22 protein-coding genes are annotated in these 19,992 nt (G+C 44.2%); 5 read left to right on the top strand and 17 right to left on the bottom strand.

Annotated elements, in window-relative coordinates:
* Positions 1–285: 285 nt before the first annotated feature.
* Both prpB and EYS00_RS05675 read right to left on the bottom strand, forming a co-directional pair.
* A complete protein-coding gene (gene prpB / locus EYS00_RS05680; protein WP_130635577.1) occupies positions 286–1,161 on the bottom strand; it encodes a methylisocitrate lyase in 876 nt (291 codons plus the stop codon).
* Positions 1,162–1,215: 54 nt separating this feature from the next.
* Positions 1,216–1,887 carry a GntR family transcriptional regulator gene (locus EYS00_RS05675; protein WP_130635576.1) on the bottom strand — a complete coding sequence of 224 codons (672 nt, stop codon included), beginning with the start codon at positions 1,885–1,887 and terminating at the stop codon, positions 1,216–1,218.
* Between the two features lie 207 nt (positions 1,888–2,094).
* Between EYS00_RS05675 and EYS00_RS05670 the strand changes: the two genes are divergently transcribed.
* Positions 2,095–2,550: a DUF6491 family protein gene (locus EYS00_RS05670; RefSeq protein ID WP_130635575.1), complete on the top strand. Its 456-nt coding sequence runs from the start codon at positions 2,095–2,097 to the stop codon at positions 2,548–2,550.
* Here the strand turns inward: EYS00_RS05670 and EYS00_RS05665 are convergent.
* The 4 genes from EYS00_RS05665 to EYS00_RS05650 form a co-directional block, all read right to left on the bottom strand.
* On the bottom strand, positions 2,547–3,152 hold the full coding sequence (locus EYS00_RS05665; RefSeq protein WP_130635574.1) for a DNA-binding response regulator: 606 nt from the start codon (positions 3,150–3,152) through the stop codon (positions 2,547–2,549). The genes EYS00_RS05670 and EYS00_RS05665 overlap by 4 nt on opposite strands.
* A complete protein-coding gene (locus EYS00_RS05660) occupies positions 3,149–4,027 on the bottom strand; it encodes a sensor histidine kinase (protein ID WP_130635573.1) in 879 nt (292 codons plus the stop codon). Before EYS00_RS05660 ends, EYS00_RS05665 begins: the two co-directional genes overlap by 4 nt.
* A 234-nt stretch (positions 4,028–4,261) precedes the next feature.
* Positions 4,262–4,591, bottom strand: a complete 330-nt coding sequence (locus EYS00_RS05655; protein WP_130635572.1) for a multidrug efflux SMR transporter — start codon at positions 4,589–4,591, stop codon at positions 4,262–4,264.
* Positions 4,588–5,157: a hypothetical protein gene (locus EYS00_RS05650; protein ID WP_181412786.1), complete on the bottom strand. Its 570-nt coding sequence runs from the start codon at positions 5,155–5,157 to the stop codon at positions 4,588–4,590. The genes EYS00_RS05655 and EYS00_RS05650 overlap by 4 nt, the downstream gene beginning before the upstream one ends.
* 177 nt (positions 5,158–5,334) lie before the next feature.
* On the opposite strand from EYS00_RS05650, the gene EYS00_RS05645 reads away from it, so the two are divergent.
* Positions 5,335–6,318 (top strand): YeiH family protein, encoded by a 984-nt coding sequence (locus EYS00_RS05645; RefSeq protein WP_130635604.1) that lies wholly within the window; start codon positions 5,335–5,337, stop codon positions 6,316–6,318.
* Positions 6,319–6,389: 71 nt separating this feature from the next.
* Here EYS00_RS05645 and EYS00_RS05640 read toward each other — a convergent pair whose 3' ends face one another.
* From EYS00_RS05640 to EYS00_RS05625, 4 genes are read right to left on the bottom strand one after another with little or no spacing between them, the layout of a single operon-like run.
* Positions 6,390–6,971 (bottom strand): BON domain-containing protein, encoded by a 582-nt coding sequence (locus EYS00_RS05640; RefSeq protein ID WP_130635603.1) that lies wholly within the window; start codon positions 6,969–6,971, stop codon positions 6,390–6,392.
* 21 nt (positions 6,972–6,992) lie between these two features.
* Positions 6,993–7,589 carry a phosphoheptose isomerase gene (locus EYS00_RS05635; RefSeq protein WP_130635570.1) on the bottom strand — a complete coding sequence of 199 codons (597 nt, stop codon included), beginning with the start codon at positions 7,587–7,589 and terminating at the stop codon, positions 6,993–6,995.
* A gap of 55 nt (positions 7,590–7,644) precedes the next feature.
* Positions 7,645–7,986 (bottom strand): YraN family protein, encoded by a 342-nt coding sequence (locus EYS00_RS05630; protein ID WP_130635569.1) that lies wholly within the window; start codon positions 7,984–7,986, stop codon positions 7,645–7,647.
* A 5-nt stretch (positions 7,987–7,991) separates the two neighbouring features.
* Complete coding sequence (locus EYS00_RS05625; protein ID WP_165399319.1) at positions 7,992–9,914, bottom strand: penicillin-binding protein activator; 1,923 nt, start codon at positions 9,912–9,914, stop codon at positions 7,992–7,994.
* Positions 9,915–10,062: 148 nt separating this feature from the next.
* Between EYS00_RS05625 and rsmI the strand changes: the two genes are divergently transcribed.
* On the top strand, positions 10,063–10,875 hold the full coding sequence (gene rsmI, locus EYS00_RS05620; protein WP_258313011.1) for a 16S rRNA (cytidine(1402)-2'-O)-methyltransferase: 813 nt from the start codon (positions 10,063–10,065) through the stop codon (positions 10,873–10,875).
* A 26-nt stretch (positions 10,876–10,901) separates the two neighbouring features.
* On the opposite strand, the gene nspC is transcribed toward rsmI, so the two are convergent.
* From nspC to EYS00_RS05600, 4 genes are all read right to left on the bottom strand, one after another.
* On the bottom strand, positions 10,902–12,032 hold the full coding sequence (gene nspC, locus EYS00_RS05615) for a carboxynorspermidine decarboxylase (RefSeq protein WP_130635566.1): 1,131 nt from the start codon (positions 12,030–12,032) through the stop codon (positions 10,902–10,904).
* A gap of 29 nt (positions 12,033–12,061) precedes the next feature.
* Positions 12,062–13,264 carry a saccharopine dehydrogenase family protein gene (locus EYS00_RS05610; protein WP_130635565.1) on the bottom strand — a complete coding sequence of 401 codons (1,203 nt, stop codon included), beginning with the start codon at positions 13,262–13,264 and terminating at the stop codon, positions 12,062–12,064.
* 168 nt (positions 13,265–13,432) lie between these two features.
* Complete coding sequence (locus EYS00_RS05605) at positions 13,433–13,843, bottom strand: hypothetical protein (protein WP_130635564.1); 411 nt, start codon at positions 13,841–13,843, stop codon at positions 13,433–13,435.
* 118 nt (positions 13,844–13,961) lie between these two features.
* Positions 13,962–14,765 carry a 1-aminocyclopropane-1-carboxylate deaminase/D-cysteine desulfhydrase gene (locus EYS00_RS05600; RefSeq protein ID WP_130635563.1) on the bottom strand — a complete coding sequence of 268 codons (804 nt, stop codon included), beginning with the start codon at positions 14,763–14,765 and terminating at the stop codon, positions 13,962–13,964.
* A gap of 168 nt (positions 14,766–14,933) precedes the next feature.
* Here EYS00_RS05600 and EYS00_RS05595 point away from each other — a divergent pair, with 168 nt between their 5' ends.
* Both EYS00_RS05595 and EYS00_RS05590 read left to right on the top strand, forming a co-directional pair.
* Positions 14,934–15,479 (top strand): chalcone isomerase family protein, encoded by a 546-nt coding sequence (locus tag EYS00_RS05595; RefSeq protein WP_242618655.1) that lies wholly within the window; start codon positions 14,934–14,936, stop codon positions 15,477–15,479.
* Positions 15,480–15,504: 25 nt separating this feature from the next.
* Positions 15,505–16,047, top strand: coding sequence for a DUF3833 domain-containing protein (locus EYS00_RS05590; RefSeq protein WP_130635562.1), 543 nt, complete (start codon positions 15,505–15,507; stop codon positions 16,045–16,047).
* Here EYS00_RS05590 and EYS00_RS05585 read toward each other — a convergent pair.
* The 3 genes from EYS00_RS05585 to aceK all read right to left on the bottom strand — a co-directional run bounded on the left by EYS00_RS05585 (position 16,028) and on the right by aceK (position 19,877).
* Positions 16,028–17,383 (bottom strand): HAMP domain-containing sensor histidine kinase, encoded by a 1,356-nt coding sequence (locus EYS00_RS05585; protein WP_130635561.1) that lies wholly within the window; start codon positions 17,381–17,383, stop codon positions 16,028–16,030. The genes EYS00_RS05590 and EYS00_RS05585 overlap by 20 nt on opposite strands.
* The gene (locus EYS00_RS05580) at positions 17,377–18,060 is read right to left on the bottom strand and encodes a response regulator transcription factor (RefSeq protein ID WP_130635560.1); all 684 of its coding nucleotides are present in this window, start codon (positions 18,058–18,060) and stop codon (positions 17,377–17,379) included. Before EYS00_RS05580 ends, EYS00_RS05585 begins: the two co-directional genes overlap by 7 nt.
* 101 nt (positions 18,061–18,161) lie before the next feature.
* Positions 18,162–19,877 carry a bifunctional isocitrate dehydrogenase kinase/phosphatase gene (gene aceK / locus EYS00_RS05575; RefSeq protein ID WP_130635559.1) on the bottom strand — a complete coding sequence of 572 codons (1,716 nt, stop codon included), beginning with the start codon at positions 19,875–19,877 and terminating at the stop codon, positions 18,162–18,164.
* Between the last annotated feature and the right edge of the window lie 115 nt (positions 19,878–19,992).

Raw genomic sequence — 19,992 nt, 5'->3', positions numbered from 1 at the left:
TGCAGTTACACAGCCCCGCCACGCCATAAACCCCTCCATGGGGGCTCTGCCTCAGCATCTGTGCTTCGGAAGGGCGTTGCTATGTAACTGCTACCTTGTCATTCATATCGTTATGACAGCAGTTACATAGCTGATGTCGCCCAGTTATTGGTACTTTTAAAAAGTACTCTTCTGTCGTTAACTGATTTTTGACTATGAAGAGGTGATAGTGAGCGAAACGCAAAATGTCGCTGGTAAGGGTGTATTTACCGCGTCTTTGAGAACTGCACGCTCCCACCTTCTAAGTTAGCCCTTACCCTGAGCAAAAAGTGCATCCAGCTTTTGCTCGTAATCGTGGTAGCCAAGATAATCGTATAGCTCCATACGGGTTTGCATCATATCGACTACCGCTTTTTGATCGCCGTTATCCAGAATAGACTGGTATACGGTTTCTGCCGCTTTATTCATGGCGCGGAAAGCACTTAATGGGTAAAGCACCATATCTGCACCCCATTCACCCAGCTGTTCTTTGTTCCAGAGTTCGGTTTTTCCAAATTCGGTAATATTCGCTAGAATAGGTACATCAAGTGCTTCTGCGAAAGCGCGGTAGTGTTCTTCAGTCTGCACTGCTTCAGCAAAGATGCCGTCTGCACCGGCAGCAACATAGGCCTTCGCACGTTCTATCGCTTTGTCTAGCCCCTCTTGTGCAAATGCATCGGTACGAGCCATGATGAAAAAGTCTGGGTCAGTGCGTGCATCCACCGCTGCTTTTATGCGGTCGACCATTTCTTCGGTGCTGACAATTTCTTTGTTAGGTCTGTGACCACAGCGTTTTTGGGCAACTTGGTCTTCCATGTGTACTGCTGCGGCACCTGCTTTCTCCATATCGCGTATGGTTTTAGCAATGTTAAACGCGCCGCCCCAGCCCGTATCGATATCGACCATTAACGGAAGATCACATGCTGATGTGATGCGTTGAACGTCGGCAATAACGTCGTTGAGTGAGGTCATACCTAAATCAGGTAGGCCGTAAGAGGCATTGGCAACACCACCACCAGAAAGATAAATGGCCTGATGACCAATAGACTTCGCCATCATTGCGGTATACGCATTAATAGTTCCAACAATCTGTAACGGTTTGTTGTCCGCTAACGCTTGTCTGAATTTTTTTCCTGCACTCATAATTAGTCACTCTTGGTTATAGGGTGTAAAGCAAAGGTGATTATTTGTCTTTGCTTATAAATCTTTGTTCAGCTTCTTCTCGATGTTGGTTTTTGAATAAAGAATATGGCGGCGCATGAGCATTTCTGCCAGTTCTTCATCTCTATTGGCAATGGCATAAACTACGTGTTTATGTTCATCAAATGCGGTACTTACCCTAGGTCCTGCCATGCCAAATTGAACGCGGTACATTCGGACTAAATGGTATAGCCCATCAATTAACACGCTAATCAAGTGTGCGTTTTTGCTTCCTTGAACAATGCGGTAATGAAAATCCACATCGCCCGCTTCTTGGTAGTAGTTTTCGCCACTCTTTACGGTGTCAAAGTGGGAGTCTAATAGTGCTTTAAGCGATGAAATTTCTTCATCTGACATATGTTTGGCGGCGAGACGTGCCGCCATGCCCTCGAGTGCTTCACGCACTTGATAAAGTTGCACTAGACCTTCCGCTGAAAGACCGACAACACGGGCGCCCACATTGGCTTTTCGCTCTACTAAATGGCAGGTGGCAAGCCTGTTGATGGCTTCACGGATAACCGCTCGACTGACTTGGTATTTTGTCGACAACTCGGTTTCGCTGAGTTTACTTCCCGACGGAATAATACCTTCAACAATATCGTCTCTGAGCTGGACAAAGGTCTTATCTGCGTTGGTAATTGGTGTTTCTACACCAAAGCTTGCGGCCATGAGTCATTCTGAAATGTAAATAATGTGTCGACAATATAGTGGTATATATACGTGTGGTCAAACTAAAACAGCATTAATTGTCGACAAAGTGGGATGTTTAAGACCAAAGTCTCGTTCCTAATGTGATACCTAACAGTTGCTTATGTTGGTTTTGTCGCTATATCCAAGTATGTTAGTCCAGTCATTAAATTGATTAAGGGTTTTGAAATGAATTATCGACAAATAATATTGATGGTTGTTTTCGCTATCGGTTTGGTTGGTTGTGCTTCGACTGACGAGGAGACTGTTGAAATTCCATTGGAAAACGATCCAAGAATTGGAGAATCAGTAGACAGAATTTGTTTTACTACTAACAGTGATGGCTGGGCTCCCGTGGATAATGATCGCAATGCGATTATTCTTACCCGTGGTATTCGAGACAGCTACAAACTAAAGCTTGTGGGAGTCTGTGATCCAGATTGGGCAATGTTCAGTGTGGCCTTCGTCAAACGAGTGGGTAACAACTGTCTTACTCGTGGAGATAGAGTGTATACCGACAGCAATACCTCCATGGGCTACTGCACTATCATGAGTATCAATGAATGGCACCCTGAAGCGATTACTACCGATATTTCGGAGGGTGATGGCTCCGTTCCCACCGCCGAGGAAAATTCTGAAGGTTAAATCCAGCCTTTTTGCCGCGCAATACGCGCGGCATCAACGCGGTTTGTGGCATCCAGTTTTGATATCGCTTCAGAAAGGTAGTTTCTTACTGTCCCTTCGGATAAAAATAGTGCGCTAGCGATGTCTTGGGTTTTCAATCCATCGGCCGCCAGACTCAGCGCTTTCGACTCTTTTTCACTGAGAGGATTATTGTCATCCAGTGCCATAATCGCTAGTTCAGGTGCAATGACTCTCTTGTTCTCCATCACAGACTTCAAGGATTGAATAAGATAATGGCTGTCAGACTCTTTAAGAATGAAGCCAAGTGCGCCAAGTGAAAGGGCTCGTTTGATGTAGCCAGGTTTAGAAAAGGTCGTCATGATGATGGTCTTAGTGGAAATTCCTTGGGCTTGAATAGCCTCACAAAGTTCCAGTCCACTCATTTCGGGCATTTCAATATCGGTCAAAACAATGTTAGGTGCTTGATTGTCTGATAACCATTCAAGGGCTGCGGCACCATTTTCGAAGGTGGCGACCACACTGATATCATCCTCTAGCGATAATAAAGTCGCTATCGCATCTCTTACCAAGCTTTGGTCTTCAACAATAATGACTGAGATCATGATGTTACCACCGGTATGGTTAGATGGACTTCGGTGTTGTTACTCCTAGAAATCAGTAGGGTTCCTTCGATTTCTTGGGCTCGCTCTCTCATACCTTTGATACCGTTTCCTTCTTTATTGATTTGATTTTGCCCGTTGTCGCTAATTTTCATGTGAACGCATTCGGTTTGGGTATATACCCTCAGTGAAACTTCATTAGCGTCACTGTGGCGTAGAATATTAGTGATGGCTTCTCTTGCTATTAATGCTAATTGTGTTTCCTGCAGTGGTGACAACATCCCCAAAGCAGATTTGTCTAGGTCAGCATTAACCACAATACTATTTTCCGTAAGCTTGTTCACCAACCTAGTGAGTTCTTCGTGGCTGGTGAGATGCTTAATGCCGCTTACGGTTTGACGTATTTCGCTGAGCAAAGACTGAGACAATCGAGATAGTTCAGCAACCTCTTTTTTGGCGTTATCAATCTGTCCTTTTTCTAATAACTTTTCGGCAACTTGTGCCTTGAGGGAAATACTACTCAGAGCATGCCCGGCAACATCATGTAAATCCCTACCTATGCGTTCTCGCTCTGCAATAGCCGTGAGTGTGGAAAGTGATGCCGCTTGATTGGCTTCTAAGATTTGATGGATAGTTTCTCTTCTTTCCATCACACCAAAACCGAAAAGCACAACAACATTGACCGCAGATGCGATGAAAAAATACGTCTGTTCGGCAAATATACTCGATTGGAGTACAACGATGCATATTACGATGAATAATATAAATAGAGTGCTTATCAACGTTCGATAGTAGTAGCCTACGATGAAGGCGATAAAGCCAAAAATAACCGCGCCTCCAGGGCTGTACACACTGGCCACATAAGCGAGTGTGAGCATGGCGCCCAATCCATAAAGCAATTGATGGTGAGGCAAGTGAATAGTAATTAAATAGAGTGAAACAAATCCCAGATAAAGGCCGGCGATAATAGTACTCGTTTTAAAATCAGGCAGTGCACCAAAAAGCAGAGGAACAAAGTAAAACAGTGAGAAAAACAGCGAGCTGTATGACCATTGGTTTTTTTCTACCTGACGTGAGTAGTGGGAGTGATATTGAAGCTGCCATAATTCACCCTATTGAAAGACAACAGTTGATTTACTGGTAATAAGTAAGGTTCCAGAAACAATCATTAATATTCCCACTATCGCATAAATATCAAAGGTTTGCTTCCATAGTATTACTGAAGCTGCTGATACCAAAGCTATCCCCATGCCAGACCATATAGCATAGGCCACACCAACGCCCATATGCTTCAGTACTACGGCGAAAATCATCCCAGATATCGCGTAGAAAAATATTGATGCTGAGCCGTAATGCCACTTTTCCCAGCCATCAGAGGCTTTCAGTAACAGCGTTGCAGTAACCTCAGTGACGACTGCTAGCGCGAGTAAAAGATAGGTCATAGTGAAACTTCCTTTGTGTGTTGTAGGTTGCGGTATCTTTGTTCCAGAGCGATAAGTGATATGACGTATACGATAACAATAACAGCACTTACTGCTTCAAAACGATTGTTGGGGAATAAACACCAGACCAGTACGATAAGTAATGTTCTTGCTATAGTATGAAAATAACCCACCCAGTGTTGAATTGCCCATGAGAGCGGCATCCACATTAATCCCGCGAGTATCCCCACACTTAGTGGTAAGCTTGTATGGTCATTGGTAGCTATGGGTAATGCGATCCCAAATACCAGCAGACTCATAATCATGCCTACATAAAATAATTTATCGAACTCGGTATTGACTCGTTCTTTAGAAAAGAATTTCTCACCAGTTAAGTACGAGAAGCCCGCACCCAGATAAAAAATGCCGCCGGTACCAATATATAGTAACCATGTCTTTGCTATTTCAGACAGGAAAGGTGAGGCAATTCCTATCAGCGCCCACACCAGAGTGCCGGCAAGTGGCATTGCCAAAAAGCGTCGTTGTTTGAAAATCTCTCTTTGATGTTCAAGGGTAAGTGTTGTCATGTGTTCTCTCCAATGTCTCATTGTGGAAAGAGTATGCAATGTGTCTTTGGGAAAGATAATTCACACTTGTCATCAATAGCATGTGACAAATGTCATGACGTGTTAGATTACAGGTCCAAACTCTCATGGAATGTTAATGTGAAGCACCTGACCCGTCTGATTAGCCTTAATAAATCAATGATAACTATGTATTTTCCCGGCATCGGGATTTGCGCTATCACTGGTATGGCAGCATTGTTTCTCAGTGAGCATTATGGGGCACCAGCAATGTTGTTTGCCCTGTTGTTGGGAATGGCGGTATCGTTTCTTTATCAGCAAGATACCTCATGTAAAGTTGGCATTGAATTTACTGGTTGTCATTTACTGCGAGCGGGTGTTGCCTTGCTAGGGTTAAGGGTTGCCTTTGGTGATCTTGTTACCTTGGGGTGGAAAACAGGGATGATGTTAGCGTTTGCAATAGTCTCAACCATTGCCATCGGTATTGGTTTGTCAAAACTTATGGGTATGCAAAAGCGCTTTGGCGCTTTGACGGGCGGCGCGGTTGGTATTTGTGGCGCGTCTGCGGCATTGGCGATTTCCGCCGTACTCCCCACAGATGAAAACAAAGAGAGGGATACATTGCTCACCGTTGTTGGGGTGACGGCATTGTCTACGTTAGCAATGGTGGTGTACCCCATTTTGGTTGAGTATGCCGGTCTAGATTCAACGGGGGCGAGCATTTTCCTCGGAGGAACAATCCACGATGTTGCTCAGGTGGTTGGGGCTGGATATTCTATTTCAGAGCAAACGGGTGACTTTGCCACTCTGACTAAGTTAGTCAGAGTGGCAATGCTTATGCCCGTGGTATTGTGTTTTGTGTTGTTGATTAAGCGTGCAAATGCTAATACAACCGAAGGTACTGACATCCCCAGTTTTCCTTCGTTTTTAGTATTCTTTGTTATATTGATGACGCTGAATAGCCTTGCTGACTTGCCATCTTTTGTTATCGAAACGGCTGGCGCCCTGTCTCAGTTTTTTCTTATTGTTGCAATCACCGCTATCGGTATGAAATCTAACTTAGGGAAGTTAGTAGAAGTGGGAATTAAACCGATATTATTAATGGCGATGGAAACCCTCTGGATAGCCTTACTTATACTCGTGTTTGTCTTGTATTTTTTGTAGTAGTTGTTACGTGGACAATCATTTAGAGATGGCGATGCCACTGATGCACAGCAGCATCGAGAGTAGACTGATTACAGTATTTCGAACGCGCGAACGACGCGAGCTACACCCGAAACATTCCTCGCCACGTCAACGGCTGCAGTTGCCTCTTGATTGGTAAGCTGACCCATAAGAAATACTTCAGAATCCTGTACAACAACTTTCACTTGCAGTGCTGGAATGCGCTCGTCGGCAATCAGTTGAGTGCGAACTTTCGACGCAAGCCAGATATCATTAGCTTGCGTTCCTGCTCCAATTGGCTGACCGAGTCGGATTTGATTGTGAAACTTAACGATGTGACGTACTTCTTTGGCTCTGGTCAAAGCTTCGTCGATGAGCGCTTGAGTCGGCGCCTGTCCAGTGAGTAAAGCAACTCTGTTATAAACATCTACTTGCAAATTAGCTTGCTGTTTAAGCGCTTCGCTTTTAGACCACTTCAGCGAAACTGCACCGCTGGCATTTTGGTCGTCTAATTGAGTTCCAACCGTTCTTCGGTCATTCGCAACCTTCGCAGCCATTGCTCCGGCAGCGCCCACAGCAACAACACATCCTTGCAGTGAACCTATCAAAAATGCGGCAGTAAAAATGCCAACAATTTTTTTTGAAACTGACATCATGCATCCTTTCCCTTGTGGTTATTCGTCACCTAAGTCAGCTGGAAACAGACTGTCGTCTATGCATTCACACAAATTGTGAATCACTAATAGGTGAACTTCTTGAATACGTGCAGTACGGTTTGATGGCACGCGAATTTCAACATCGTGCTCACTTAAAAAGCCCGCCATTTCACCACCATCTTTACCCGTCAGTGCAACGATGGTCATGTCTCTCGATAAGGCTGCTTCCATGGCAGCAATTACATTTCGCGAATTTCCGCTGGTTGAAATAGCGAGGAGTATATCGCCAGGCTGGCCTAATGCTCTAACTTGCTTTGCAAAAATCTCATCATAGCTGTAATCATTTGCAATAGACGTCAACGTTGATGTATCTGTACTCAAAGCAATGGCGGGAAGGCTAGGGCGATCTCTTTCATAACGGTTGAGCATTTCCGACGAAAAATGCTGGGCGTCACCTGCCGAACCTCCATTTCCGCAACTTAGTACTTTATTACCGCGGATGAGCGCTTCAACCATCATCATGGCCGCTTTTTCAATAGACTCTGGCAAAATTTCAGAGGCCGCGATTTTAGTTTGAATACTCTCGGTGAAGTTAGCTTTAATATTTTCTATCATGGTTTTTCTTCGGTTAAGAGGCTAACTTACGATACAGCACCAATGCCCTTTTGAGTTAACCTACGTTTTTTAGCCATTCAAGGTTATCGCCATTGATGGCAATAACGTCAATACGCATCGGCGTGGATGCGGGATTGGCGCCATTATCTAACAAATACACTTGAAACGCAGCTTGAATTCTCGCGAGTTTTCTTGAAGTTACAAATTCTGCTGCATGTCCAAATTGATTCCTTTTGCGATACTTTACTTCTACACAAACTATGGTTTCACCGTCTTGCATAACAATGTCGAGTTCACCCATTTTTGCGCGATAGTTTTGACAACGCAGTGTCAGCCCTTGTTCAATTAGATAATCAATGGCTTTTTGTTCAGCGACACTTCCTTGCGATACTGACATAGTTTTTATTCCGTAATTAGTTGAATATTCTCTCGTAAAATCACCGCATGAGGTAAAACCCTTTCTACTTCACCATGCGTGTTAATCGATAATTTACCCGTCAATCCCTGTAAATCGGTATAGGGGAGTGTGTTCAATACCCCAAGATTAGGCAGTAAACGATACGCGTCTACGCCAAAAGCAAAGAGTCTACTTTGCAGTGTGGTTCGATCTGGCCATATTTGGTCAGCACTTTGTCTAAGTGCTTGCCAGTTATTATTCGGCATCACCCAAGGCATATCCAAAAAATGTACATTTTGTAGGTCTCGCCATTGGTTTTTGGCACTCGTGTATTCCATAGAGCGAGAGGTGGCATAAACGTTAGTCACTTTTCCTTCATAAGGCGTAAGGCTAGCTTCAATAATTGGGTTAAGAAGTTCTGTATCCTGCGGGGAGGTAAATGCAACGATGGCGTCTATATCATGGCGACTTCTGGGCATGTTATAGATGTTTTCGTTGACCATGTGATCGATTTGTTTGATCCGCTCTTTGCTTTGCTCCACATCGAGTGCACGAGTTATTCCTTCACGCAACGAGGCGCTGTCGCTATAGGTTACTGTGGTGATATTGACCTTAGCGAGCCCGTGTTGTTTCACCAAAGTTTGCCAACGAGTATCAAATGCATTGGACATTCTTTGATAAAGTACGGACTGACCATGCACCAGTACTGGCGCTCGAATTCCCTTACTGAACATAGAGTCAGCTAGTTGGATAGCTTCGTCTTCTGGTGCTAAAGAAAAGTAGTTTACGCGCTGAAGACCGCCCGACAATTCACCAAACTCGACATTCGTTGCGAGTGATTGAACATCATTGGTATCTAGCCTATTTAAAGCCAGCATATTTACATTCGGTGGCAGTGCCGCACTGAGTGCCTCAACGTTCTCTTTCAGTAAAGGCCCAATAACAAAGTTGGCGCTACCTATTTCGGCAGTAAGTTGCTCTATTGATTTCTCATTAGTGTCTATGAATTGCAATGAGGGTAAATTCTCATCGGATTGATCGGCTTGATACTGAGAGTAGTAAGCCGCTAGTACACCTTCTTTTACTGTGTTTCCTGTGCTTTCCAAACGGCCACTGAGAGGCAGCAATACGGCTATCTTATCAATTTCTGGAGAATTAATTGTTAAGGCCTGTGTTACGTCCGAAGGGAAGAACTGAACCAAGGGATGACTGCGATACACCGTAGTGAACTGATCAACCGCTTGGGATAAGGCGGCGGAGTCATAAGCATACTCAACGGCTAGTTGACGTAATGCGATATAAGGCGCAAGTTCAGGGTGGCTGCTAGATATAGCATTTAGTTGAGATTCGGGCAGCGCAGACACCAGGTTCCAAGATGCCTTAACCTTTTCTTCGTCAGGCCGCGAGGTTTTGAGGAGTTGGTCAACACTATCAATTGCGTTACCTTGCTCTGAATATAGTCGGTATAGTAATTCAGCGTAGTCAGGTTGTAGTGCGCTCGGGACGTATTCTTGCTCATTTAACCAGGTGATAAGTTCGGTAGTAGAAACGTTGGCTCCGTCATACTGGCTTTGCGCGACCAGTAACTTGAACCGTGCTGCTAATGTAGGTGTTAGTGTTTCGTTTGCCAATTCCATCAAAATCTGATGGGCACTCACAGTATCCCCTTGCTCGAGGAAAAGCTCGGCGGCATCTAAGAGGTAAGCGTTACGTTGAGTTTCATCACCTGTACTCAGCCATGTGCTTTTTGCTCTAGTAATGAGCTTTAGCGGTGTGTCTTGGACTTCTTGTACAACCGTGGGGGCTTCTTGTACTCTCACTACAGGCGCATTTGATTGCTGAGGTGTGCTACCACAGCCAGAGAGTATTAACGAGATAATACCAGCCGTCACAGCAATTCGTTTGCTCTGAGGTTCAAGATTAAACACAGCTTTCTCCATTTTTCAGCAGAATCCACAGTTTATCCTAATCGCGCTGAAAATCTACGCTTGTAAACGTGAACTGGTCTTTGAGCGTGGTACACTTTACGTATTGAAATGATTAACTAAGGTCTGCTATGCAAAGCGCAACGCTTTTATTGTACCTACCCCAATAGGTAACTTGGATGATATGACCCCTCGAGCTATTGAGGTATTGCGTCAAGTTGATTGGATTGCCGCAGAAGACACTCGTCACAGTGCTCGACTACTTCAGCATTTTTCTATTCCTACTCGTACATTGTCATTACATGAGCACAATGAAGACAAGCGTACAGCCATGTTGTGCGAACGACTCAAAGGTGGTGAGTCTGTTGCTTTGATTAGTGATGCAGGTACACCGTTAATCAGCGACCCCGGGTTTGTACTGGTGCGTCGGTGTCGTGAAGAAGGAATAAATATATCAGCATTGCCCGGCCCATGTGCTGGTATAACGGCATTAAGCGCATCTGGTTTACCCACCGACCGATTTATATTTGAGGGCTTTTTACCGGTAAAGTCCCTCGCGCGCGATAACTTGCTTACACAACTTAAAGAGCGAGAGTGCACTAGCGTGTTTTATGAGGCGCCTCGCCGAATACTAGATACAATTAACGACATCCAACGTATTTTGGGTGACCGACATATTGTTATTGCAAAAGAGATAAGCAAAGCCTTTGAAACTTATGTGTCTGGTACGCCGCAAGTGGTTATTGATTATTTAGAGAGTGATGCCGCCCACCAAAAAGGAGAGTTCGTGGTGATGGTGTCTCCGGCCGAGCTGAATGCCTCAGAAATACCTCCCGAAGCCATGGCCTTACTCAATGCACTGTGTGAGCACCTACCACTTAAAAAAGCAGCAGCAGTTGTTGCTAAGCATTATGACTTGAAGAAAAACGCCTTGTACCAAGCTGGATTGGATGCTCAAAGGTAGTCGCCTCAGGAGTGAGAGGAGGGCATTTACGATAAACGCCCTTTAAAGTCTTCGTAGGTGAATGAACGGACCAACTCGAAGGTCCCGTCTTTTCTAAGGATACCTATGGCTGGATGCTCAACGCCATTGAAGAAAGTGGTTTTTACCATGGTGTAGTGCATCATATCTTCAAATTGCAGACGATCGCCAACACCGAGTGGCTTCTCAAACGAGTAGATATCGATAACATCACCAGCCAAACAAGAATTGCCTCCGAGTTTATAGGTGTGTGCTTTTTCACTAGCCTCGAAGCCATGAAGGATATGGGGGCGGTAGGGCATCTCTAATACATCTGGCATATGCGCAGTTGCCGAAATATCCAAAATTGCAATGTCCCCTTCGTTGTTAACAAGGTCCACTACTTCAGCAATCAAAGGGCCGGTTTGCCACGCCACTGCTGAGCCTGGTTCAAGTATTACATTTAAGTGTGGGTGGCGTTGTTTAAAAGCGTTGAGTGTGGTTACCAAATGCTCAACGTCATAACCTTCACTTGTCATTAAATGACCTCCGCCAAGATTAAGCCACTTTAATTGCCCTAACCATTTGCCAAACCTTTGTTCAATTGCGAGTAAGGTCCGTTCCGTAGCATAAGAGTCGCACTCACATAAATTATGACAGTGAAACCCTTCGATACCCGATAGATCGATATTCTCTAGCTCCGAAGCGCGAATACCCAATCGAGAGCCGGGCGCAGCCGGGTCGTATAAAGGTGTTTCTGCCTCTTGGTGCTCTGGATTAATACGTAAACCAACAGAAACATTAGACATGGCATCTTTGTAGGCTTGCCATTGAGAAAGACTGTTAAACGAAAGATGGTTAACTAGTTTGCTCAATTCATCAATGTCTTGCTTTTTGTACGCTGGAGAGTATGCGTGTACTTCCTTACCCATCTCAGCGGCAAGTTTAGCTTCCCACACTGAACTGGCGGTAGCGCCATGTAAATACTGCTTAATAATGTCGAAGCATGACCACATGGAGAACCCTTTAAGTGCAAGTATAATTCGCGCACCAGAGGCGTCTTGAACTCGTTGCATGAGCTCAAGGTTTCTAATCAACTTTTCCTCTTCAAGAACATAACATGGAGAGGGGATATCAGTGCGCTGAGTTAAATCGGTCAAAGGGAACTCCGTTCTGTACTAAAAGAGACTTATTTAGCGAATGGACTTTGGTCACATTCAATAACGTGCCACGGAAGGCCATGTTCGTTAAGCATATCCATGAATGGATCTGGATCGAATTGTTCCATATTCCAAACACCAGCTTGCTTCCACGTACCATTGAGCATAAGCGCCGCACCAATCATTGCTGGTACCCCTGTGGTATAAGATACCGCTTGTGCACCCACTTCATCGTTGCACTTGGCATGTTCACAGTTGTTGTAGATAAAGATGGTTTTTTCTTTACCGTCTTTTATACCTGTGATGTAAGTACCAATACAGGTCATGCCTGTGTAGCCTTCAGCGAGTGAGCCTGGATTAGGCAATACTGCTTTTAAAAATTCTAGAGGCACAATTTGCTGACCCTGGAATTCAACAGGCTCGATACTTGTCATGCCAATACCTTCAAGTACGCGAAGATGGTTGAGATAAGCATCGCCGAAAGTCATCCAAAAACGCGCACGTTTTAGTGACGGAAAGTGCTTAACGAGAGATTCGAGTTCTTCGTGGAACATGAGATAAGACGCGCGCACACCAATGTTTTGATAATCTAAATCTTCACGCACACTCAGAGGATCGGTTTCTTTCCACTCGCCATTTTCCCAAAAACGACCGCGCTGGGTAATCTCGCGAATATTGATCTCAGGATTAAAGTTAGTGGCAAATGCTTGACCGTGGTCACCACCATTACAGTCAACGATATCTAGATAGTGGATTTCATCGAAATAGTGCTTGGCTGCGTATGCGGTGTACACATTGGTAACACCGGGATCAAAGCCGCTGCCCAACAACGCCATAATGCCTGAATCTTTGAATTTATCTTGGTATGCCCACTGCCAAGAGTATTCAAACTTTGCCTCATCTTTTGGCTCGTAGTTTGCCGTATCTAGATAGTCAGTACCTGTAGCTAAACACGCATCCATAATAGGTAGGTCTTGATACGGTAGAGCAAGATTGACTACGAGGTCTGGCTTTACTTTATTGATCAGTGCTTCTACTTCTTTTGCGTTATCTGCATCTAGGGCAAAAACAGCTTTAACTCGATCTTCACCCACTTCTTTTTGGAGTGCTTCACACTTTGAAACAGTGCGGCTAGCTAAGTAAATTTCGTCAAAATGTTCGGGTAAGCGAGCACATTTTTTCACCGTTACAGTGGCTACACCACCGGCACCAATAATTAAAACGCGAGACATAGAGAGATTCCTAAATTAAAGCTGGAAATTTTGCGCCGAATGCTAGCAGACAACAATAAATTGGCAAGTCTAGCGAGCACGGATATTAGAAAAAATGTAACCTATTTTGTTGGAAAAACAAGCCAATGAGTGTTTTAGCGATAGTTTGGGAATAGTTAGCCCACGAGGTTAAACGTAGGGGGATACTAATGGCGGCGATACAATGACTTTCTCACCTAATCTAAAGTAGGGATACAGTAACGTAGAGACGGTTTTGTCAGGTGAATGTGTATTGATGGCGATTACTTCGATATCCGAGTTTTTGTAGGTTTTGATTGTGGTTGGGAAAACTAATACGTTGTAGTTTTCAACAATTTTAGCCAAGCTGGTTAAGTGATGATGCAAAGATTCAATCAACGCTGCGTTTTCCCTGCTTTCGCAAGTGTCCTCAGAAAACACACACTCGACTTTTCCTTTGATGTAAGTAGCAGCAAATGGATAAAAGCGAGACTTCATGGGTAGCATCAACTCGCAAAGTACCAGTGAGCGAGCTACTAATGTATTCAACGGTGTAGGAAGCGTAACAGGCCCATTGGTCACAGACTAACCCTCAAAAAAGTTGGAATATCTAATCTACTGCATTTTCAACTTACGCTTCAGCTTAAATATCAGTTCAATTAATCTACATTAACCTTTAAAGAGTTAACGCCTGCCTCCGCTAATACTGGCGTGCTCCCTGCATACCCCCCGTATGTAATACAAGAATTTTTTGACCTTGAGAGAACGTTCCTGCTGCTAACATTTCTTTGAGAGCGAAAAAGAGCTTTCCTGAATAAACACCCTCGGTAGGTATACCGTATTTTTTGTGCAACTCAGAGCAGAATGACTGTAGTTCAGGAGTAATTTTTGCGTAGCGACCATGGTGGAACGCATGTTCAATATGCCAGTTATCGTTAGGTTGAACCATAAAGTTTTGAACTAACGATTCTAAGTATTCTTCACCTTTTAACACGGCGATTCCAATAGCTTGTTGATCAGCATTGATTGACTGAGCTATGCCAGCTAGCGTTGCACCACTTGCTACAGGAGTGACAATGGCATCGAAATTCCACTCAATCTCCTGAACAATTTTTGCCACCCCATGCATTGCATCAATGTGGCTGCCACCTTCGGGAATAATCGCATAGCCTTTGTATTGAGTAGAGAGCTCGTTTAAATAGTCCGCATCGTTTCTGCGTTGATAGGTCACTCGGTCTACATAAATGATTTGTGCTCCCCACGCTGAAATATCCCGTAGCATGGGAGTTAGATTTTGTTGATAGTTACCACGAATGATGGCGATAAAGGGTAAGTCAAGCGACTTGCAACAATAAGCCAGTGCGTGAACATGATTTGAGAAACCTCCGCCAAAACTCACGATACCTTTTGCACCTTGCGGGACCGACGATAGTAATGAGGATAGCTTGCGCCATTTGTTACCCGAAATGACTGGGTGAATGAGGTCGTCTCGCTTAATTTTCATCTCGACTTGTCCTGCGCCCTCCCAGTCCGGAGTGAATGACACCAAAGGAGAGGGTAAAGAAAGTTCTTTTTCTAAGGAAGTGCAACGCAAAACAATTAAAACTGATCATAGCTACCATAACCCCAGTATAACTGTGTATGACAACGAGTAACATATGACGGCGACCTAATGAGTGCTTTTAGACGGGAGTTGGTGATTGGAGCTTTTATGGTTTTGAGTGTTTTCGGCGCATCGATAAATGCGCAACAAAACTTACCCACCAGAATAACCATGTATGTGCCTGAAGCAGCGCTTGTTGGCGAAGAGATGTTTCGTTACTTGTTTTGGAAGGTCTACCAAGCGCAACTATATGCACCAAATGGAGAATACAGTTCAGAGCAACCTTATGCATTGCGATTGACATACCAACGATCGTTGGACGGAGAAAAGATTGCCGAACGTTCTGCAGATGAAATCGCACAGCAAGGCGGAGTTACAGATTCGCAGCTTGATGGTTGGTTGCAGCAGATGATTGCTATCTTTCCAGACGTCAAAAAAGGCGATGTCATATTGGGGGTAGCCACCGAAGATAAGTACACGGTGTTCTATCTCAATGAAGAAGAAATTGGACGGGTTGAAGATACGGAGTTCACCGAACGATTCTTTGGAATATGGCTTGACCCAAGAACATCTGCGCCTGACTTTCGACGCGCATTATTAAAGTTACCCGGCTGACCCGGGATATATAGAGGTAATTACAATGAAGAACTTTCTGAAAATAGCATCTGCTGTTTTTGGTCTTGTGTTTTTAAACGGATGTTCTATTGCCATTGTTGGCAGCGACTATAAAGAACAAACTCCTGCATTTAATTTAAATCAGTTTTTCGATGGACAGGTTAAGGCATGGGGTATCGTACAAAATCGTTCCGGCGAAGTGGTTCAGCGCTTTGTTGTGGATATTCGCGGTTCCAACGCCAACGGAGTGCTGACTCTTGACGAAACTTTTGAATATGACTTAGGTGAAGGGCCGAAAACTCGCGTATGGGAAATCACTCAGAAAAGCGACGGCACCTTTGAAGGAAGCGCCAGTGATATTGCATCAACAGCGATAGGAATGTCTTATGGAAACGCGTTTAATTTCCGTTATGCAATGGACCTTCCTGTTGGGGATACTACGTACTTGGTCCAGTTCGATGATTGGTTTTGGGCATTTGACGATACTGCAATAATGAACCGCTCGTACATCAAAAAATTTGGTGTCGTTATGGCAGAGGTGACTATTTTTATGCAGCGTCAGTCGTAAACACTAATACGACGCCTAACCCGTGGCCCACGTTCAGTGGGTCAGGAACAAACCAGAGTTTTCCTTTGTGCAATCTAATGATTGCAGACACCAGTGATAAACCTAGGCCGTTCCCTTTTGATGTGCGGCTGTTGTCAGAACGATAAAAACGGTCTTCGATTTTCGATAGCATTTCAATCGGCACTCCACTACCACTGTCGTTTACCGAGACGACAACCTTGCCTTTGAACTCGGAGACCTGCACCTGTATTTTACCGTCTGTAGAGGTGTGTTTAATGGCATTATCGAGAACATTGGCAACGCACTGGAATACTAAGTTGGGATCACACCGAAACTCGATTTTCGATGCTTTTAATGTCAGTTCAATTTGTTTTTGTTGAGCTAGGGGAAGGTATAAATCTACCGCATCATCGATGACTTGGTTGAGTGCCGTCACTTCAAATCCCGCCTTGTGCTCTAACGTTTCAATTCGGCTGATTCTCAGTAAGCTGTTAAAAATGCTCAAAAGTTTGTTAGCTTCGCTGGTGGTCTCTTCTCGTGTTTTGGCGTCTTCTATTTTTTCTAGACTGTTTTTTAACCTTGTTAAGGGGGTCCTTAAGTCGTGAGCAATATTGTCAGTCACGCTTTTGAGGTTCTCTACAGACATTTCAATGGCATCGAGCATCTTATTGAGTACTACCGCCAATCGACTTAAATCGTCCCACTTACTGTCAATGTCCAGTCGCTCACTAAGGTTCCCGGTATCCATAATGCGTGAGGCGGTGACCGACATGCGATTGATGCGATTAACCACATAAACTGCGACAGCAAAACTGATGAGGCAAAGTGCGGTAAGTAAGAATAGAGTGCTTAGCACATAGGTTCGTTTTTTGGCATTTGATAGCGCAATATCTCTCCCTATGAATACACTGAATTCTGCGTTGTCGATGGTTTTGAACATTGACAATGTTCTTGTTGTATTGTCATTTGGCGTTAAATTATATGGTACTAACACGGCTTCACTGGGGTTTTGTGACGGTGAAAATGAGGGCCACTGTTTGATGTTACCGCCCCAGAATTGATTGTTTAGTGTGACGCCAATATAAGTTTGATTGTCTAGCGCATCGATATAGTCATTCAGTGAAGTAAAATCTTCCGTTGCGAGTGCATGTTGAATAATTATGGTCAGCGCTTGAGAGTGCGCTGTCAGGGTTTGAGCAGTGTGTTCTTGAACGCTTGTGGTATATGCTGTTTTTAAGAAATAAGAAACAAGCAACATTGCTGAAATGGCAAGGAAGGTAAGCAGAGCCCCAACACGAAAGCTTGAGCTCTGCGTAAATTGACCAATGGCTAGCACGGAACAGGTTCGGTGATTCTGTAGCCAGTACCTCTTACGGTCTCGATTAGCGGGATGTTGAACGCTTTATCTACTTTTTGTCTTAGACGGCTGATGTGAACGTCAATAACGTTAGTTTGCGGGTCGAAGTGGTAATTCCACACTTGTTCTAGCAACATGCTACGCGTGACCACTTTACCTCGGTTGCGCATTAAACATTCAAGTAATTGAAATTCTTTGGATTGTAATTCAATTTCCACGTCACCGTGAAGTACTTTGCGGTTGACTAGATCGAGGGTGACGTCGCCCACACTCATGGACGTGCCTCTATCATTCACTTTGCTTTTACCCGCTAAAACTTCAATTCGAGCTAGCAATTCCTCAAAGGCAAACGGCTTGGTTAAATAGTCGTTTGCACCGCGGCGCAAACCGATTACTTTGTCTTCTACCTGGCTTTTAGCACTGAGGAATATAACAGGAGTAAAGACTTGGTTGTTTCTGAGCGTGTCAAGTACCGATAGCCCATCCACCTTAGGTAGCATGACGTCTAACACAATGACATCTGCATTGGTGGACAGCCCCTGTTCAATTCCATCCTCGCCATTTTGTGCAAGTGTACACGCATGGCCTTCTTTACCCAGCTCACTTACGATATGAGCCGCTACGTTCGGATCATCTTCAATTAAGAGCACATTCATCGAAATAAAATCAAGTTACTAGGCGGTACCTTTTGTACTGATTAACCCCTAGTTTTCGATCACTTCTTTTGTGAATTTTTCGGCATAAATCAATGTGCTAATTAACTACTTCGAGGGAAACGCATACTCTCGTTGTATGGAGTGAAATGTTGAATCTCTCCTTTAGCCGTTATGGTTTGTACTTTGCGCCAGTATTCGGGCGTCATAAGGTCGCCGTGAAGCGACTTTAAAATCTCTTTGAACTTCCTTTTACCCACAATAAAGTGTTCAAATTGCTCAGGGAAAACGTCGTTTGGTGCGACTGACAGCGTGTCGATGGCATAGGGGTCATCTGATTTGGGTAACGATCTAAAGTTCCGTTCATGCATAAAGCATATTTCATCGTAATCATAGAAAATAACTCGACCATGACGTGTTATCCCAAAGTTCTTGTGCAACATATCACCGGGGAATATGTTGGCCATGGCAATCTGCTTGATGCACAGTCCTAGCTCGTTCAACGCATTGTGAATCTTGTCTTCGTCGGTCTCTTGTTGAAGATATAGATTAAGTGGTGTCATTTTGCGTTCGATGTACAGATGAGAAATGATAAGTTCTGAATCTGTAATTTCTACACTGGATGCACAAGTCTCTTGCAGTTCATCAATCAGTGCCTGAGACATTCTTTCAATGGGGAACCTAAAGTTCATGTATTCATGGGTATCGGCCATTCGGCCAACCCGATCGGACATTTTTACCAAACGATAGCAATCTTTTACGTGTTCTCTGGTGATCTTTTTGCTCTCGGCGAATTCGTCTTTAATGATTTTAAACACTACGCCATATGATGGCAGATGGAACACCATCATTACGAGCCCACGAATACCTGGAGCAGCTTCAAACTGATCGTTTGAACCTTCCAGATGCTGTAGGTAGTTGCGATAAAATACGGTTTTTCCATGTTTGAAGTGCCCAAGCGCCATATACAATTCAAAGTGTTTTTTATTGGGAAGTAATTCCTGAAGAAATGCGGCGACTTCGGCAGGGTGTTGGGTGTCGACCATAAAATAACTTCGGGCAAAACCAAAAATAACACTTAAGTCTTTTCTATCGGTGAGTAATGCATCGACGAAAAGTTGTTGTTGGTCATTGCGCTGTATCGAAATAACAAAGGGTAAGGTTTCGTTGGGCATACAGATTCGCCCAATTAAATATGCGGATTTACCGCGATAAAATGTGGGTTTGAGTATCTCTACAGCATGAACACTGGCGAGTTGCTCTTTAGTGAGACGCTTGCGAAGTGCGACTTCGAGGTGATGCATATCTCGTGTTTTGTCTTCAAACTCAATATTGAATCGGTAGATAGAGAAGATTGATGAATACATTTGTGCCACCGTGGTTGTGGTGTCGAAACTATTCACGACTTTGTGTCTGTCTTGCCCAGGCAAATAGCAGCGGCTAGGCAGCACAAACATGAGCGAGTCATCGATTTTTTCGTGTTTGAAAAGCCTTCCTATCACCGAGTTATAAAAAGTCTCAGCAAGCTCGTATTGTGGATGACCTTCGAGAAGCACAGCAAATTTGGTTTTTAGGAGCTGCCAAAATTCATTGCTACTGCGGTGTGGATGTATGTCGTGAAAAATCTCGGCCACAGCGTCGGATAAACTCCGTTCATAGATGGTGATGCGTTCTTTCGAAGCCGTTTGCGTCTCTTGCCACCGCCCCTGTTCAAATCGCTCTTGCGCACCACGGGTTATGCGGGTGAACCATCGGTAGCTTTTATCAAAATGAGAAATGATGTGATAAGCCACTTTTTTAGCGAGCATTGCGTCAGACATGTCTACCCCAGCTATTTGTTTGATTGACGCACCTTAATTCCAGTGACGTCTAATGGCAGTTTGCACAGTATGAAATGATCGGCTTTACTATACCAATTACTGAGATGAATCATGG

Origin of the sequence: Alteromonas sp. KUL49, from assembly GCF_006538345.1 — a bacterium.
Lineage (GTDB): Bacteria > Pseudomonadota > Gammaproteobacteria > Enterobacterales > Alteromonadaceae > Alteromonas.
This window is presented reverse-complemented; position numbering and strand designations above follow the sequence as displayed.

Bases quoted from the DNA above. Each gene is read 5' to 3' on its own strand.
- prpB (WP_130635577.1), bottom strand. From the start codon at position 1,161: ATGAGTGCAGGAAAAAAATTCAGACAAGCGTTAGCGGACAACAAACCG.
- EYS00_RS05675 (WP_130635576.1), bottom strand. From the start codon at position 1,887: ATGGCCGCAAGCTTTGGTGTAGAAACACCAATTACCAACGCAGATAAG.
- EYS00_RS05670 (WP_130635575.1), top strand. From the start codon at position 2,095: ATGAATTATCGACAAATAATATTGATGGTTGTTTTCGCTATCGGTTTG.
- EYS00_RS05665 (WP_130635574.1), bottom strand. From the start codon at position 3,152: ATGATCTCAGTCATTATTGTTGAAGACCAAAGCTTGGTAAGAGATGCG.
- EYS00_RS05660 (WP_130635573.1), bottom strand. From the start codon at position 4,027: ATGCTCACACTCGCTTATGTGGCCAGTGTGTACAGCCCTGGAGGCGCG.
- EYS00_RS05655 (WP_130635572.1), bottom strand. From the start codon at position 4,591: ATGACCTATCTTTTACTCGCGCTAGCAGTCGTCACTGAGGTTACTGCA.
- EYS00_RS05650 (WP_181412786.1), bottom strand. From the start codon at position 5,157: ATGACAACACTTACCCTTGAACATCAAAGAGAGATTTTCAAACAACGA.
- EYS00_RS05645 (WP_130635604.1), top strand. From the start codon at position 5,335: ATGATAACTATGTATTTTCCCGGCATCGGGATTTGCGCTATCACTGGT.
- EYS00_RS05640 (WP_130635603.1), bottom strand. From the start codon at position 6,971: ATGTCAGTTTCAAAAAAAATTGTTGGCATTTTTACTGCCGCATTTTTG.
- EYS00_RS05635 (WP_130635570.1), bottom strand. From the start codon at position 7,589: ATGATAGAAAATATTAAAGCTAACTTCACCGAGAGTATTCAAACTAAA.
- EYS00_RS05630 (WP_130635569.1), bottom strand. From the start codon at position 7,986: ATGTCAGTATCGCAAGGAAGTGTCGCTGAACAAAAAGCCATTGATTAT.
- EYS00_RS05610 (WP_130635565.1), bottom strand. From the start codon at position 13,264: ATGTCTCGCGTTTTAATTATTGGTGCCGGTGGTGTAGCCACTGTAACG.
- EYS00_RS05600 (WP_130635563.1), bottom strand. From the start codon at position 14,765: ATGAAAATTAAGCGAGACGACCTCATTCACCCAGTCATTTCGGGTAAC.
- EYS00_RS05595 (WP_242618655.1), top strand. From the start codon at position 14,934: ATGAGTGCTTTTAGACGGGAGTTGGTGATTGGAGCTTTTATGGTTTTG.
- EYS00_RS05590 (WP_130635562.1), top strand. From the start codon at position 15,505: ATGAAGAACTTTCTGAAAATAGCATCTGCTGTTTTTGGTCTTGTGTTT.
- EYS00_RS05580 (WP_130635560.1), bottom strand. From the start codon at position 18,060: ATGAATGTGCTCTTAATTGAAGATGATCCGAACGTAGCGGCTCATATC.
- aceK (WP_130635559.1), bottom strand. From the start codon at position 19,877: ATGTCTGACGCAATGCTCGCTAAAAAAGTGGCTTATCACATCATTTCT.